This is a genomic window from Xanthomonas sp. F14 (genome assembly GCF_014199865.1).
In genome coordinates, this window is record NZ_JACHOM010000003.1 from 340,860 (window position 1) to 356,419 (window position 15,560).

10 protein-coding genes are annotated in these 15,560 nt (G+C 67.5%); 2 read left to right on the top strand and 8 right to left on the bottom strand.

Annotated features, from left to right (window positions below; all coding sequences use genetic code 11):
* Positions 1 to 190: 190 nt before the first annotated feature.
* The 8 genes from hemC to GGR73_RS12910 form a co-directional block, all read right to left on the bottom strand.
* Positions 191 to 1,105 (bottom strand): hydroxymethylbilane synthase, encoded by a 915-nt coding sequence (gene hemC / locus GGR73_RS12875; protein WP_065032133.1) that lies wholly within the window; start codon positions 1,103 to 1,105, stop codon positions 191 to 193.
* A gap of 112 nt (positions 1,106 to 1,217) precedes the next feature.
* Positions 1,218 to 1,949 carry a LytR/AlgR family response regulator transcription factor gene (locus tag GGR73_RS12880; protein WP_016903806.1) on the bottom strand — a complete coding sequence of 244 codons (732 nt, stop codon included), beginning with the start codon at positions 1,947 to 1,949 and terminating at the stop codon, positions 1,218 to 1,220.
* Positions 1,950 to 1,981: 32 nt separating this feature from the next.
* On the bottom strand, positions 1,982 to 3,034 hold the full coding sequence (locus tag GGR73_RS12885; protein ID WP_024937790.1) for a sensor histidine kinase: 1,053 nt from the start codon (positions 3,032 to 3,034) through the stop codon (positions 1,982 to 1,984).
* A 4-nt stretch (positions 3,035 to 3,038) separates the two neighbouring features.
* On the bottom strand, positions 3,039 to 3,704 hold the full coding sequence (locus GGR73_RS12890) for an alpha/beta hydrolase (RefSeq protein WP_024937791.1): 666 nt from the start codon (positions 3,702 to 3,704) through the stop codon (positions 3,039 to 3,041).
* A 176-nt stretch (positions 3,705 to 3,880) separates the two neighbouring features.
* Complete coding sequence (gene mdoH / locus GGR73_RS12895; protein ID WP_039811277.1) at positions 3,881 to 5,818, bottom strand: glucans biosynthesis glucosyltransferase MdoH; 1,938 nt, start codon at positions 5,816 to 5,818, stop codon at positions 3,881 to 3,883.
* A gap of 1,068 nt (positions 5,819 to 6,886) precedes the next feature.
* Positions 6,887 to 8,515, bottom strand: coding sequence for a M28 family metallopeptidase (locus tag GGR73_RS12900; RefSeq protein ID WP_184457459.1), 1,629 nt, complete (start codon positions 8,513 to 8,515; stop codon positions 6,887 to 6,889).
* A 146-nt stretch (positions 8,516 to 8,661) separates the two neighbouring features.
* Positions 8,662 to 9,642: a GGDEF domain-containing protein gene (locus GGR73_RS12905; protein WP_184457236.1), complete on the bottom strand. Its 981-nt coding sequence runs from the start codon at positions 9,640 to 9,642 to the stop codon at positions 8,662 to 8,664.
* A gap of 228 nt (positions 9,643 to 9,870) precedes the next feature.
* Positions 9,871 to 11,358 carry a SulP family inorganic anion transporter gene (locus GGR73_RS12910; RefSeq protein ID WP_065032137.1) on the bottom strand — a complete coding sequence of 496 codons (1,488 nt, stop codon included), beginning with the start codon at positions 11,356 to 11,358 and terminating at the stop codon, positions 9,871 to 9,873.
* Between the two features lie 211 nt (positions 11,359 to 11,569).
* Here GGR73_RS12910 and GGR73_RS12915 point away from each other — a divergent pair, with 211 nt between their 5' ends.
* On the top strand, positions 11,570 to 12,988 hold the full coding sequence (locus GGR73_RS12915) for a cellulase family glycosylhydrolase (RefSeq protein ID WP_184457238.1): 1,419 nt from the start codon (positions 11,570 to 11,572) through the stop codon (positions 12,986 to 12,988).
* Between the two features lie 307 nt (positions 12,989 to 13,295).
* Complete coding sequence (locus GGR73_RS12920) at positions 13,296 to 15,428, top strand: methyl-accepting chemotaxis protein (RefSeq protein ID WP_179465000.1); 2,133 nt, start codon at positions 13,296 to 13,298, stop codon at positions 15,426 to 15,428.
* Positions 15,429 to 15,560: the final 132 nt, after the last annotated feature.

Below are 15,560 nucleotides of genomic sequence, written 5' to 3' on the forward strand. Positions count from 1 at the left end.
CTACGCAACCGCGAGCGGTAGGAGCGGCCCTGGCCGCGAGGGAGTTCCCGGTAAAGCCTCTCGCGGCCGGGGCCGCTCCTACGAGGAGCGGGGGTTGCGTGGGGGCGGGCATTGCGTGCGTCGCGGCCAGGTCTGGAGCTTGCGCCTCGGCGTCGATGTCGGTCACGTTACACGTTGACGCGACGGCGCGTTACAGCTCGGCCAGCAGCTGCGCGGCGCCCTTGTCGAACAGGCCTTGCGCGACCAGGCGGCCGAGGGCCTCGGTGTCGTCGGCGCTGCCGTGCGCCTCGGCGTGGATCAGGCGTCCATCGCTGGCGCTGCCCACCATGCCCTGCAGGAACAGGCCCTGCCCTTCCCAACGCGCGAATGCCGCCACCGGCACATGGCAACTGCCGTGCAGCGCGCGATTCATCGCCCGCTCCGCTTCCACGCAGGCGCGCGTGCGGCCGGCGTCCAGCACTGCCAGCAGGCCATGGATACGCGCATCGTCGCCACGGCATTCCACCGCCACCGCGCCCTGGGCCGGTGCCGGCAGCCAGTCCGGGACGTCCAGACGCGCGGTGATGCGCGCATCCAGTCCCAGCCGCTGCAGGCCGGCGCAGGCCAGCACGATGGCGTCGTAACCGCCGTTATCGAGCCTGGCCAGGCGGGTGTTGACGTTGCCGCGCAGGTCGATCAATTCCAGATCCGGGCGGGCCGCGCGCAGCTGCGCCTGACGCCGCAAGGAGGAGGTGCCCACGCGTGCGCCCAGCGGCAGCGCCTGCAGGTTGGCATAGAGATTGGACACCAATGCATCGGCGGCATCGCCGCGCTCCATGATCGCCGGCAGCACGAAGGGCGCGTCCAGCTCCATCGGCACATCCTTGAGCGAATGCACCGCGCAATCGGCCTCGCCGCGCAACATCGCCAGCTCCAGCTCCTTCAGGAACAGGCCCTTGCCGCCGATCGCGGCCAGCGAACGGTCCAGCACCTCGTCGCCGCGGGTGCTCATCGGCACCAGCGCGACCTCCAGCCCGGGGTGGTGCTGGCGCAGCGCGGCGGCGACGTGTTCGCTCTGCCAGAGGGCGAGCGGGCTCTTACGGGTAGCGATGCGGAGCGTGGTCATCGGGCCATTATCACGGACCGGGCGCGTAACTCCTACCTGGGGCGCACGCCGGCGACCGCAGCACAGTGCCGCGACCGAGCAACGCACCTCACCACACGTGACAGGTCACGCCCTAACGCAATTGCTCGCGCAGGCTGGCCACGCAGCGGCGGCTCACTTCCAGCGGGTGCGGCACATTGCGCAGCACCGCGTGCACCTGACCATCGCCGCTGCGGCGCAGTTCCACCAGCTCGGCGCGCGCGACCAGGCAATTGCGGTGGATGCGCACCAGGCGGTCGGCGAATTCGTCTTCCAGCGATTTGAGCGACTCTTCGATCAGGTCCTCGCCGCGGGCGTGGTGGACGATGACGTACTTTTCCTCGGCCTGCAGGTAGCGGATGTCGCCGATGGCGATCAGCCGCAGGCTGCCACGCAGGCGTGCGCACAGATGCGTGCGCAACGGCGGCGGCGTGGCGCTGGGGGCGCGCCCGGCCAGGAAGGTGGCCACCTTTTCCAGTGCGGCAGCCAGGCGTTCGGGGCGCACCGGTTTCATCAGGTAGTCCAGCGCGGCGGCATCGAAGGCCGACAATGCGTGCTGGTCGTAGGCGGTGCAGAACACCACCGCTGGCTGCGGCTGGCTCTGGCGCAGCAGGCGCGCGGTTTCCAGGCCGTCGACGCCGGGCATGGCGATGTCCAGCAACACCAGGTCCGGATGCAGGTGATGGCACTGCTGCAGCACCTGCTGGCCGTTTTCGGCCTCGCCGATCACTTCGACATGCGGATGTTCGCCCAGCAGCAGGCGCAGGCGCTCGCGCGCCAGCGGCTCGTCATCGGCGATCAGCACCCGCACTTGCGTGGCCGTCATGGACATCCCCCTTCGCTGCAGCGACTCCCCCGTCACGACAGCGGCAATGTGATCTCACAGGCATAGTAGCCCTCGGCCCAGCTGGCCGCCATCCGTGCCCCGGCCCCGAACTGGAACGCCAGCCGGTGCGAGATGCTGGCCTGGGCATGCCCGGCCCCGGCCACCAGCGGCAACTGGGTGCCCGGCTGCGGGGCCGGATTGACGATACGGATCTGCAACTGGTTGCCGCGCTGGCGCAGCGACAGGTACAGCGTGCCGCCCTCGGGCATGCGCGAGACGCCGTGCAGCACGGCGTTTTCCACTAGCGGCTGCAGCACCAGGCGCGGCATCGGCAGCTCCCACGGCAACGGCTCCTGCCGGTGCCAGCGCACCTGCAGGCGCTCGCCCAGGCGCAGCGATTCGATCGCCAGGTAGCGTTCGGCCAGTTCGCATTCGGCACGCAGGCTGGACATGCCTTCGCCGGCACCGAGCGCGGCGCGGAACAGATCCGACAGGTCCAGCACCGCCTGCTCGGCTACCACCGGGTCGCGGCGCAGCAGGCTGGCGATGAGATTCATGCTGTTGAACAGGAAATGCGGACGGATGCGTGCCTGCAAGGCATCGGCCTGGGCACGCGCATTGGCCTGCACCTGCGCTTCCCAGCGGTCGCTGACGTAGAAGTAGCGCAATGCCAGCGCGGTGATCAGCACCACCGTCGCCGCGCTGCCCAGGGTGAAGCGCCAGAAGCCGACCAGGGGACCGAGCGGGGCCTGGTCGAGCGCCGCGTACAGGGCGTGCACGATTCCGGCGCCGAGCATCGCCACCACCGCGGCGATCGACAGCGCGGCCAGCCCGCCCACCCGTGGCGGCAGCCGCGACAACGCCGGCCGCAGCACGCATAGCAGCACGCTGACCGCCAGCGCCAGCCATAGCGCCAGGCCGCTGGCAGAGACAAAGCGCGACAGGGTGATACTGCGCGCCGCACCGGCGTCGGGCACCAGGGTCACCACCAGCACCACCAGTTCGGCCAGGCCCAGCATGGCGCCCAACCGCGGCAGCCGGCACAGGTCCGGCATCCAGGCGGTCTGGGGCGCGTGCTGGGCCATGGCCTCAGGCGGCGGTGAAGCGCGCCTGCATCCAGGTGCGCAAGGCTTCGATCTCTTCCAGGCAGACCTGGTGGCCCATTGGGTAGGTGTGCCAGTCCAGTTCGAAACCGAGCGTGCGCAGGGTCTGCATGCTGGCCTGGCCGGCACCGAACGGCACCACCGGGTCGGCGGTGCCGTGGGCCATGAACACAGGTTGGCGGGCAGCGACCGGCTGCAGCTGGCTGGCGGCCGCCGCCGGCTCGGGCAGATAGGTGGACAGGGCGATCAACCCGGCCAGCGGTACGCTGCGCTGCAGCCCGACCGCCAGGGTCACCGCGCCGCCTTGCGAGAACCCGGCCAGCAGCATGCGCTCGGGGGCGATGCCGCGGGATTGCTCATGGGCGATCAATGCCTCGACCTGGGCCACCGATTCGGCGATGCCGGCCTTGTCGGCGCGTGTGGCGAAATCCATGCCGACGATGTCGTACCAGCCGCGCATGCGCACGCCGTTGTTGATGGTGATCGGGCGGATCGGCGCATGCGGAAACACGAAGCGCAGCGCCGGCCAGTCCGGGCGCACCAGTTCCGGCACCATCGGGGCGAAGTCGCTGCCATCGGCGCCCAGGCCGTGCAGCCACAGCACGGTCCATTGCGGGTTCGGTCCGGTCTCGCGTTCGATCACTTCCAGCATTGTGCAGCTCCGCTTGCGGGCCGAGCATTATGCCTTGCGCCATCGGCCAGACCGATCACGGGCCGGCCGAGCCGGACAGCCCGACCGCTCTCGCCGCTTGGTGCTCGCCGCTGCCCCGGCGCGACAGACGCGCAGATCGCAACGCGCACCGATCCAGCCATGCGCCGCCTGCGCGCTCAGATCAGCGACGGCTCCAGTGCGGCGGCACGGCGCAGCTCGGCCGCACGCACCAGTACCTTGGGCGGATCGAGCTCTTCGGGAATGCAGAAGATGCCGGCGCGGCGCAGGGCCAGGCCGGTGCGGCGCAACGAGGTCACAGCCACCACCGGGATCGACACCGCCATGCCCACGATCACTGGCGCCATCCAGGCCGCCAGCGATGGCGACACCGTATAGGCCACCGCGCCCATGAACAGGCCGAACACGGTCAGCCCGCCGTAGCTGCGCAACAGCGCCGGCCACGACAGCTTGCCGTCGTCGCGCACCTGCGCATCCCAGCCCGAATCCTTGCCGGCCAGCACCTCGAACACGCCGCGCGACTGCAGGTACATCACCACCGGCGCCATCAGCGCCGCCAGCACCGTTTCCAGCAGGATGCTCAGCAGCGCGCGGATCGCGCCGCCGCAGGCGCGCAACTCGCGCGGGTTGAGCAGCAGCGCGATATAGCCCAGCAGCTTGGGCGCCAGCAGCACGAACATGGTGCAGACGAAGATCCAGATCGCGTTGCCCTGGCTGCTGCCATGCCAGTAACGGGCGGGCGAGAACGGCAGGTCGCCGGCCAGATCGATCCCGCCACCGGCCAGCGGAATGCCGATGCCGATCAGCATCAGCAGGCCCCACATCGGCGCAGTGAAGTAATGCCCGATGCCGATCAGCATGTGCATGCGGCTGATCCAGTGCAGGCCCTTGGCGCCCACCACCTTGGCGTGCTGCAGGTTGCCCTGGCACCAGCGGCGGTCGCGGATCAGCAGGTCGGTCAGCGTGGGCGGGCCTTCCTCATAGCTGCCCTGCAGGTAGGGCACCATGTGCATGGCCCAGCCGCCACGCCGCATCAGCGCCGCCTCGACGAAGTCGTGGCTGAGCACATGCCCGCCGAACGGCTTGCGCCCGCGCAGCGACGGCAGGCCGGCGTGATCGGCGAAGGCCTGGGTGCGAATGATGGCGTTGTGGCCCCAGTAGTTGCTCTCGGCGCCGTGCCACCAGGCCACGCCGAAGGCGATGATCGGCCCGTATACGCGCCCGCCGAACTGCTGCATGCGGGCGAACAGGGTCTGCCCGTTGACCACCGCCGGCAGGGTCTGGATCAGGCCCACGTCCGGGTTGTTTTCCATGCCGGCGACCAGCCGCACGATGGTGTCGCCTGTCATCACGCTGTCGGCGTCCAGGATCAGCATCTGCGGGTAGTTGCCGCCGAAACGGCGCACCCAGTCGGCGACATTGCCGGCCTTGCGCGCGGCATTGTCGGCGCGGCGGCGGTAGAAGATGCGCCCGTGTCCGTCGACGCGGTCGCACAGCTCGTTGTACACCAGTTCTTCGGCACGGCCGATGTGTTCGCGGGTGGTATCGCTGAGCACGAAGAAGTCGAAATGCTCCAGCTGGCCGGTTTCGGCCACCGATTCGTAGATCGCCTGCAGGCCGGCCAGCAGCCGGCGCGGGTCTTCGTTATAGGTGGGCATCAGCAACGCGGTGCGCGTGTGCAGGGTCGGCAGCGGCGCTTCCGGGTCGATGCCGAGCTTGCGTCCGGCGCGCGCCACCACGGTGACGAAACCGGCCACCGCGCTGGCGAAGGACATCGCGATCCAGGCGAACAGCAGCACGAACAGGCCGAGCAGGCAGCCTTCCAGCACGCTGAGGCCATCGGGCCACAACACGCTGAGCATCACCCACACCGCCACGGCGGTAGTAGCGAAGGTGCCGCCGATCAGATAGAAACGCCGCACGCCGATGCCGACCGGCGCGGTGCGCTGATGCGGCACCTGCAGACGGCCTTCGCGCAGGGATTGCTCGGGCATGGCCAGCGGCGCTTCCGGTGGCAGCGTGGGCTGACCGGCGTCGAGGGCGGAAACGGGGGGAAGATCGGTTGGTGCGGGGGAAAGAGTCACAGTGCCGTCCATCAAGGCTGCCCGCCGCACGATCGCGGCAGTGTGGGCTGACGCGGGAGATCCCTACCCGCTACGCGTGGCGACGTCGCCGCATGCACCGCAGTCCGGGCGAGCCCGGCAGTGCGGGACCACGTCGCAGAATTGGCAGCTCTAAGACCACTCCGATGCACAAGCTCTCCTGGCTGCGACGATGACGTCGCGGCTCATCTTAAAGAATCGACCGTTAAAGGAAACGAAGGCCGCGCTGCAGTCTTCGCCCCACCCGACGAGGACCGCGCGGCAGACTACGCCGCAGCGACCGAACGCTACCCCAACAGATTGCAGCCTGGCACGCGTGCTGTCACGGGCGGCAAACCGCACTGTCATGTCAGACAAGTGCAAGTGATGTGCCAGGACCTGCAATCGGTTGCAGCGCCAGCCTGCCGGCGCGCGCGATCAAGGCGATGGGCTGAGCGGATCTAAGGCATTCTGCCGCGCGTCATGGTGTATCGGAATAAGCGATGTCGGGCTTGGCCCACGTCGGCGCAGTGCACGAAGGCTGCGTTGCGCCTGTAATCGCCGGCAAGGACACCGCACCGGGGAGTTGGTCGGTGGCCAGGTGAAAAGCTGTTGGTCGAGCGATGGACATCAGACGTTGAGCCGCGTCGTTGAATGCATCGTGCCTTGCTTGCACCGTGCCCACCGACCATCTCCGGTGGTCCTTGCCCGCCCACCGTCGCAGGCTCTTACGCTGCATGGATGCCGCGTAAGAGCCTACACGGACGTACTTGCGGCGTGTCCCGCGAGGGTGGGCGGGCAAGGGCCTTGCAGCCAAGGCGCAGATCAACTGCTCTGCGCCTTCGTCTCTCGCCCGTGAGTGAGCACTGGCCCAAGGGATCAACCCTGCTTTCAGCCGCTCTGCGAGCGACGCATGCGTGGCACCCGAGCGCGCGCAGACGCCCGCGGCCTCGGCCTTGAACTAGCCGACCAGACCTGCAAGCACCGGGCACATGGCTGTAGGCAGGAGGCGGCATGCGCACATGCCGCATCGAACAACAGCAGCGCCGCCTGACGGAAGCGCTGCCGCTGTATCGGCCGGTGTTACTTGCGCGCAGCCTCGCTGGCGTCGCGGGTGGCGCGGAACTCCGAATCGTTGCTCCAGTTCGGCCACTGGCGCGAATCGGCCAGTTGCTGGCCCAGCGCGTACAGCACGCCCAGATCGCGCGCCGCACCGGCGAAGGTCCAGTCCGGCTTCCACTCGTCGCCCTGCTGGTGATAGCGCTTGGCGGTGTAGTCGTCGGAGGCGGCCTTGCCCGCGGCCACGCCGCCCACTTCCCAATCCTGCCCGGCCGCGTAGGACAGCGCCGGCACGCCACGCTTGGCGAAGGAGAAATGGTCCGAGCGGAAGAAGTACCCCGCCTGCGGCTTGGGATCGGGCGTGTAGCGCAGCTTCCACTGGCCGGCGACGGTCTTGAGCTGATCGAGCAATTCGAGTTTTGCGGTGCCGTAGATGCCGAAATCACGCGATGGCACGAACGGGCTCATGCCGTCCATGTTGATCACCGCCACGGTGGTGTCCAGCGGATACAGCGGCTTGGAGGCGTAGAACTCCGAGCCCAGCAGGCCCTTTTCTTCGGCGGTGACCGCCAGGAACACCACCGAGCGCTGCGGCTTGGGGCCGGCGGCAAAGCCGCGCGCCAGCTCCAGCAGTGCGGCGGTGCCGCTGGCATTGTCCAGCGCGCCGTTGAAGATGGTGTCACCGCGTGCGTCCGGCTTGCCGACGCCGATGTGGTCCCAATGCGCGCTGTAGATCAGCGTTTCATCCGGATGCGTGCTGCCTGGCAGCCGTGCGACCACGTTGTGCGAGGTGATCACGTCGGATTTGACCTGGTAGCTGGCGCTCAGCCCCTGGCCCTTGAGTTCCACCGGCTTGAAGCCGCGCGTCTGCGCCTGCTTCTTCAAGGTGTCGAAATTCAGCCCGGCCTGCTTGAACAGGTCGGCGGCCAGATCGCGCTGGATCCAGCCTTCCAGGGTGGGATGCGCGGCACGCGGGTTGTCGCGCACCACGTCAAACATGGTGTTGGTGTTGGAGCTGGCCACGGTGTCCCATCCATAGGAGGCGGGCGCGGTTTCGTGCACCACCAGCACGCCGAGCGCGCCCTGGCGGGCGCCTTCTTCGTACTTGTAGGTCCAGCGGCCGTAGTAGGTCATGCCGGCGCCGTCGAAGGCGCCCTTGCCGGTTTCGAAATCCGGGTCGTTGATCAGCACCACCGCGATCTTGCCCTTCAGGTCCACGCCCTTGAAGTCGTCCCAGTCGCGCTCCGGCGCCTTGACGCCGTAGCCGACGAACACCAGCGGTGCGTTGGCGATGTCGACCTTGGACGAGCCGTCCAGCGCGGCGCGGATGGCGATCTGCTTGCCCTGGGTCAGCGCCTGCGGCTTGCCGGCATGCTGCAGGGCGATGGTCGGCGTGCCGACGATATCGGCGCGGCGCAGCGGCACCGCCTGGGTCCAGGCGCGCTTGCCGTCGGTCAGATCGCCGCCCGGCTGCAGGCCGGCGTCGGCGAACTGTTTGCTCAGGTAGGCAATGGTCTTTTCCTCGCCGGCGGTGGCCGGGCCACGGCCTTCATAGGCATCGGAGGCCAGCTCCTTGACGTCGCGCGAGATGCGCGCGCCATCGAAGCTCGGCGTCGCCGCCATCAGTGCGGTCGAGACCGCCATCGCCAGCATTCCCATTGCAACGCGTTTGGTAACAACTCGCTTCACTGCAGCACCCAGGTAGTGTCCGAACAGCCCTGGAGTGTAGCCACTGCGGCGTTCGATCGGCTATGCACGACGACAGGCGATGCCCGCCGTCGCGCCAGCGCCACTGCCGCTCAGAACAGGTCGACGCTGCCGACCTGCTGGGCGACCTGCTGCATCTTTCCGCTCGCCACCAGTTCGGCGTAGACCTCGGTGCGATTGCGGCCGTGCTGCTTTGCCCAGTACAGCGCCTTGTCGGCCTCGTCGAGCAGCTGGCTGATCAACTGGCCGTCGGTGAGCTCGACGATGCCGGTACTGAGCGTGACCTTGCCGACCTGCGGAAACACCTGCTCGGCCACCGCCATACGGAAGCGCTCGAACAGACTCACCGCGGTGTCGCGGTCCACGCCGCGCAACACGATCACGAACTCCTCGCCGCCGAAGCGGAACAGCAGATCGTCCTGGCGGAAGCAGCGCTGCATCAACTGCGCAACCAGCAACAGCACCTCGTCGCCGTACAGGTGGCCGAAGCTGTCGTTGACGCGCTTGAAGTGATCGATGTCAACGATCCCCAGCCACACGCCTTCGCTGGCAGCTGCATCCGCACCACCGGCGAACAGGCGCAGGATCACATCGTCGAAGGTCTTGCGGTTGCGCAGGCCGGTCAACGCATCGCGCTGGGCATCGTCGAGCAGGCTGCGGTAATTCTGGAAAAAACGCGCAAAGCCCTGCAGCATCACCTGTTCGGCGGCGCCGGGTGCGCGCGAGCCGCCCACGCGCAGGCAGGTGCGGATGCCGCGTGCCTCCATCATCGGGTACACCAGCAGCGCGCGGCCGTCCTGCTGCAACTGCACCACATCGCCCGACCCATGCAGGTCGGCCAGTTGTGCACGCATCTGCGCGTCGTGGATGTCGGCCACCGTCAGCGACAGCCGGCCATCCTCGCGCAGCCGCGTTTCGGCCATGGTGCGGCCGTCTGGCGCGATGCGCAGCAACGACAGTTCCTCGGACGCACAGACCTCGCGCATGGTGCGCAGCAGACTCAGGTCGAGCAGATCGGCATCGCGGATGGCGGTCAGGTCCACCATGCGTTCCAGCAACGGTGCCGTGGTCATTGCCGCACCATCCCGCGTGCAGACGCAGGCCCGCAGCGCCGGTCACGGCACGCGGGCACACCTCTCGGGCTGGAACGCACTGGCATCACGACGGGTTACCGGCAGTCTCGATGCCGGTTCATCGGCGCTGAACGCGCGAACTTGAGTCCGCCCGCCGGCCGGCGCAGCGCACGGCCAGCCGGCGTACACGGATGTGCAGGCGCACGACCGGCCGGCGCACCAGCGCGCTTACGGCAGTGCGGACTCCAGCGCATCGTCGCCCAGCGCGTGCGCCTGCATCAGGCGCCGGCTGCCGGCATTCAGCCCTTTGACCTGGACGTCCAGCCCATGATGACGCAGCCGCTGCACCACCTTGTCCAGCGCCGCCACCGCGGTGATGTCCCAGAAATGCGCGCGGCCGACGTCGATCACCACTGCCCGGCCGGGCACCTGGCGCGCGTCGAAGGCGTCGATGAACACGTCGGCCGAGGCGAAGAACACCTGCCCGCGCACGTGGTAGGTACGCACGCCGTCGTCGCCGTCGCTGTGCGTGATCTGCAGCAGCCCGGCCACCTTGAAGGTGAAGAACACCCCGCTCAATACCACTCCCACCGCCACCCCGGCGGCCAGGTTGCGGGTGACCAGGGTCACCGCCACGGTGGCCAGCATCACCACGCTGGAGGTGCGCGGATGGGTGACCACGGTGCGCAGCGAACGCCAGTCGAAAGTCTCGGCCGAGACCATCACCATGATCGCCACCAGCGCGATCACCGGTACCTGCGAGACCCACGGCTTGAGCAGCACCATCAGGATCAGCAGGAACACCCCGGCGAACAGGGTGGAGAGACGGCCGCGCCCGCCGTATTTCACGTTGCCCACGGTCTGCCCGATCATGCCGCAGCCGGCGATGCCGCCGAACAGGCTGGCAGCGGTGTTGGCCAGACCCAGCCCGGTGCACTCGCGGTTCTTGTTGCTCGGGGTGTCGGTGAGTTCGTCGACCACGCGTGCAGTCATCAGCGATTCGAGCAGCCCCACCATCGCGATGGCCAGCGCCGGCAGGGCGATGATGCGCAAGGTCTCCAGCGTCAGCGGCACCGCCGGCCATTGCAGGACCGGCAGTGCGTTGGGCAGCTTGCCCAGGTCGGCCACCGTCTCCAGTGGCAGGTGCAACGCTGAGCCCAGCACCGTCAGCACCAGGATGCACAGCAGCGGCGAAGGGATTGCCGACACGCCCGGCAGCGGCAGCCGCGGCAGGCCGTAGATGATGAGCAGGCCCAACGCCAACATGCCCCAGGTGGCCAGGTTGGCGTGCTGCAGATGCGGCAGCTGCGCGGCGAAGATCAGCACCGCCAGCGCATTGACGAAGCCGGTGCGCACCGAACTGCTGACAAAGCGCATCAGCACGCCCAGCCGCAACAGACCGAACAGGATCTGCACCGCACCGGCCAGCAGCCCGGCCGCCAGCAGATAGGGCAAGCCGTGTGCGGCCACCAGCGGTGCGGCCACCAGGGCCACCGACCCGGCCGCAGCGGAAATCATCGCCGGGCGGCCGCCGAAGAACGCGATGACAATGCCGATCACGAACGACGCGAACAACCCTACTTGCGGGTCGACGCCAGCCACGAACGCAAAAGCGATCACTTCGGGAATCAGCGCAAAGGTAGCGACCGCACCGGCCATCAGTTCGCGCGCAGGCGAGGCGCGCCATTGCGCCAGTTCGGCACGCAGAAAGGACATTGGAAGACACTCCGGGGACAGAAAGGACAGCCTGCGGACAGGCGACAGCGGCGATAGTGTGCGCGAAAGCGACCCGGCCCGCAGCCTGCGTGTGACCGGTGCGGCAATGCGCCTTTCTGTGGTCCGGATCACGCCAAACGATGCGGCCGCGGACCAAGATGCCCCCCTCACCGGGTTCGGGTGTCGAGCCGGGTTCGCTAGGGAGATGACCATGTCCATTTTCAGGACTGCCAGTACGCTCGCACTGGCCACCGCGCTGGCGCTCGCCGCCGCACCGGCCTTCAGCTACTCCATCAGCAACAACAAGATTGTCGACGACAGCGGCAAGGTGGTCCAGCTCAAGGGCGTCAACGTGTTCGGCTTCGAGACCGGCAACCATGTCATGCACGGTCTGTGGGCACGCAACTGGAAGGACATGATCAACCAGATGCAGGGCCTGGGCTTCAACGCCGTGCGTCTGCCGTTCTGCCCGGCCACCCTGCGCAGCAGCACGATGCCGACCAGCATCGATTACAGCCTCAATGCCGATCTGCAGGGTCTGAGCTCGCTGCAGATCCTGGACAAGGTGATCAACGAATTCAACGCGCGCGGCATGTATGTGCTGCTGGATCACCACACCCCCGATTGCGCCGCCATCTCCGAGCTCTGGTACACCGGCTCGTATTCCGAAGCACAGTGGCTGGACGATCTGCGCTTTGTCGCCAACCGCTACAAGAACGTGCCCAGCGTGATCGGCCTGGACCTGAAGAACGAGCCGCACGGTGCCGCCACCTGGGGCACCGGCAACGCGGCCACCGACTGGAACAAGGCCGCCGAGCGCGGCTCGGCCGCAGTACTGGCGGTGGCGCCGAAGTGGATCATCGCGGTGGAAGGCATCACCGACAATCCGGTCTGCTCGACCAATGGCGGCATCTTCTGGGGCGGCAACCTGCAGCCGCTGGCCTGCACCCCGCTGAACATTCCGGCCAACCGGCTGCTGCTGGCACCGCATGTGTACGGGCCGGACGTGTACGCGCAGGCGTACTTCAACGACAGCAACTTCCCCAACAACATGCCGGCGATCTGGGACCGTCACTTTGGCCAGTTCGCCGGCACGTATGCGCTGCTGCTGGGCGAATTCGGCGGCAAGTACGGTGAAGGCGACGCACGCGACAAGGTCTGGCAGGACGCGCTGGTGAAGTACCTGCGCAGCAAGGGCATCAACGAGGGCTTCTACTGGTCGTGGAATCCCAACAGCGGCGACACCGGCGGCATCCTGCGCGACGACTGGACCAGCGTGCGCGAAGACAAGATGGCGCTGCTACGGACGCTGTGGGGCACGGTGAGCAGCACCACGCCGACGCCCACACCTACTCCCACTCCGACGCCGACACCCAGCGGCAGCTTCAGCACCAAGGTGAGCGTGGACAGCCAGTGGAACGGTGGCTACTGCAATCGCGTGCAGGTCACCAACACCGGCACCGCCAGCGGCACCTGGGCGATCGCGCTGCCGGTCACCGGCACTGTCAACAACGCCTGGAACGTCACCTGGTCGCAGAGCGGCAGCACGCTCAAGGCCAGCGGGGTGGACTTCAACCGCACCCTGGCCGCCGGTGCGACGGCCGAATTCGGCTTCTGCGCGGCCGGCTGATGCAATACGGCGGGCACGTAGTGCGTGTCCGCCATTACCTTGCAAGCTGCCGACAGTCTGCAAGTCACCAATGTCGCGTCACCCATCGATCGCTGGATCGATGCCCATGACCTTGCAGGAGCGCCCCCGGACGCGATGAAGCGTTATCGATAACGCCCCATCGCGCCCGGGGGCGCTCCTACATTGCAGCTGCCGCAAGCGGACGCTGCCGCAATTAGCATTCAACCCGCATGTGAATCAGCCGCTATTCATGACATAGCGCCCTACGCGCGTTCTGGATGCCGTTGCCATGCCTGTTGTCTCCCTGTTGCGTCGTCACGTTGCCAATCTCCCGCTTACCCGCAAGTTCGTGCTGTTGTGCAGCTTGTTGACGGTGGGCGTGATCCTGCTGGCAGTGGCCGCGGCCCGCCTGCAATACCTGGACCTGATCGAGGCGCGCAAGCTCAGCGTCAAGACCGAGGTGGAGATGGGCCTGACCGTCATGCAGCACTACGCAGACAAGGCCAAGGCCGGCGAACTGACGGTCGAGCAGGCCAAGGAAGCTGCACGCACCACGCTGGCGGACATGCGCACCAACGACGGGGTGGATTACTTCTTCATCGTCGACCCGCAGATGCGCATCCTGATGCATCCCAAGCGCGCCGTCGGCACCGACATGAGCGACTACAAGAGCGATGCCGGGCAGTACGTCTATCGCGACATCAAGACGGCGATCGAGCGCGGCGACGGCTTCAGTTACTACGACGCGCCCAAGCCGGGCAAGCAGGAACAGCTGCCCAAGATCAGCTATGCCAAAACCTTTCCGGCCTGGAACTGGGTATTGGTGATGGGCGTGTACGCCGAAGACATCCAGGTGCAGGCCTGGGGCTTCACCCGCACCCTGACCCTGATCGGCGGCGCCTTGGTGGCGATGGTGATCGGCCTGTGCTGGTTGATCGCCTCGGCGATGGCCGCACCACTGCGGGCAGCATCGCGTACCGCGGAGGCGATCGCCTCGGGCCGCTTCGACAACGATATCCGGGTCGAGTCGCGCGACGAAACCGGCCAGCTGATGCACAGCATGCAGCAGATGCAGACCCAGTTGCAGCGCTTCAACGGCGAGATGCAGACCATGATCCGCCTGCAGCAGGGCGAGAACATCGCGCACCGCATTCCGGAGGATTTCCCCGGCGATTACGGCACCCTGGCGCATGGCGTGAACACGGTGGTGTTCGAGCATCTGGATGCCATCAACGAGGCGATGGACCTGATGGGCGAGTACGGCCGCGGCGATCTGCGCCGCGACATGCGTCGCCTGCCCGGCCAGCGCGCGGCGCTGCACGAAGCGCTGGACACGGTGAAGAGCAACCTGTCGGCGATCAACAGCGATATCGCACGCCTGGCCGACGCGGCCGCACGCGGCGACTTCTCCGCACGCGGCGAGCAGGCGCGCTACCAGTTCGCATTCGCCGAAATGGTGCAGGCATTGAACCGCCTGATGCAGCAGGCCGATGCAGGCCTGGACGATGTCGGCCGCATCATGGCCGCGATTGCCGATGGCGATCTGTCGCAGCGGGTGGAATCGCATTACGAAGGCGCATTCGGCCGCCTGGCCAATGCAGCCAACCGCACGGCGATCCAGCTGACCACCATCGTGCAGGGCATCCAGCACTCGGCCGAGATGATCAACACCGCCGCCGGCGAGATCGCCAGCGGCAATGCCGACCTGTCCACACGCACCGAGCACCAGGCGGCGAACCTGGAAGAAACCGCCGCGTCGATGGAAGAACTCACCTCCACCGTGCGCCAGAACGCCGACAACGCGCGCCAAGCCAATCAGCTGGTCAAGGGCACCGGCGAAGTGGCAGAAAGTGGCGGCCGCGTGGTGCAGGAAGTGGTCAGCACCATGCAGGCGATCACGCAATCGTCTGCGCGGATTTCCGACATCATCGGAGTGATCGACGGCATCGCGTTCCAGACCAACATCCTGGCCTTGAACGCGGCGGTGGAAGCGGCACGCGCTGGCGAGCAGGGCCGCGGATTTGCGGTGGTGGCCACCGAAGTGCGCGCGCTGGCGCAGCGTTCGGCCGGCGCGGCCAAGGAGATCAAGCAACTGATCTCCGATTCGGTGGAAAAAGTGGCGCAGGGCTCGGACCTGGTGCAACAGGCCGGCAGCACGATGACCGAGGTGGTCAGCTCGGTGCAGCGGGTGACCGACATCATGGCCGAGATCACCGCCGCCAGCACCGAGCAAAGCGCAGGCATCGAGCAGGTCAGCACCACGGTGATGCAGCTGGATGAAATGACCCAGCAGAACGCAGCGCTGGTGGAAGAAGCCACCGCTGCGGCACGCAGCATGGAAGACCAGGCGGCGGATTTGACCCGCGCAGTGGCAGTGTTCCGGTTGGTGCCGGAGCAGGCTGCGCTGACGCAACGGCGCTCGGTGGTACAGGCGGCTTGATGGATGGATGTAGAGCGCCTTTCCCTGCGAGCGCGAAGGCACGGCATGCGCGCCACTGGCGCGCGTGACGCAAACGCGGGCTGGGGCGCGGAGCGGGGATTCGGGCAAGCGTGCCCGAAAGCCGCATCTGCA

Excerpts from the sequence above, each read along its gene's own strand:
- GGR73_RS12885 (WP_024937790.1), bottom strand. The coding sequence starts at position 3,034 with ATGGCCCAGCACGCGCCCCAGACCGCCTGGATGCCGGACCTGTGCCGG.
- GGR73_RS12900 (WP_184457459.1), bottom strand. The coding sequence starts at position 8,515 with ATGCTGGCGATGGCGGTCTCGACCGCACTGATGGCGGCGACGCCGAGC.
- mdoH (WP_039811277.1), bottom strand. The coding sequence starts at position 5,818 with ATGGACGGCACTGTGACTCTTTCCCCCGCACCAACCGATCTTCCCCCC.
- GGR73_RS12890 (WP_024937791.1), bottom strand. The coding sequence starts at position 3,704 with ATGCTGGAAGTGATCGAACGCGAGACCGGACCGAACCCGCAATGGACC.
- GGR73_RS12910 (WP_065032137.1), bottom strand. The coding sequence starts at position 11,358 with ATGTCCTTTCTGCGTGCCGAACTGGCGCAATGGCGCGCCTCGCCTGCG.
- GGR73_RS12880 (WP_016903806.1), bottom strand. The coding sequence starts at position 1,949 with ATGACGGCCACGCAAGTGCGGGTGCTGATCGCCGATGACGAGCCGCTG.
- hemC (WP_065032133.1), bottom strand. The coding sequence starts at position 1,105 with ATGACCACGCTCCGCATCGCTACCCGTAAGAGCCCGCTCGCCCTCTGG.
- GGR73_RS12905 (WP_184457236.1), bottom strand. The coding sequence starts at position 9,642 with ATGACCACGGCACCGTTGCTGGAACGCATGGTGGACCTGACCGCCATC.
- GGR73_RS12915 (WP_184457238.1), top strand. The coding sequence starts at position 11,570 with ATGTCCATTTTCAGGACTGCCAGTACGCTCGCACTGGCCACCGCGCTG.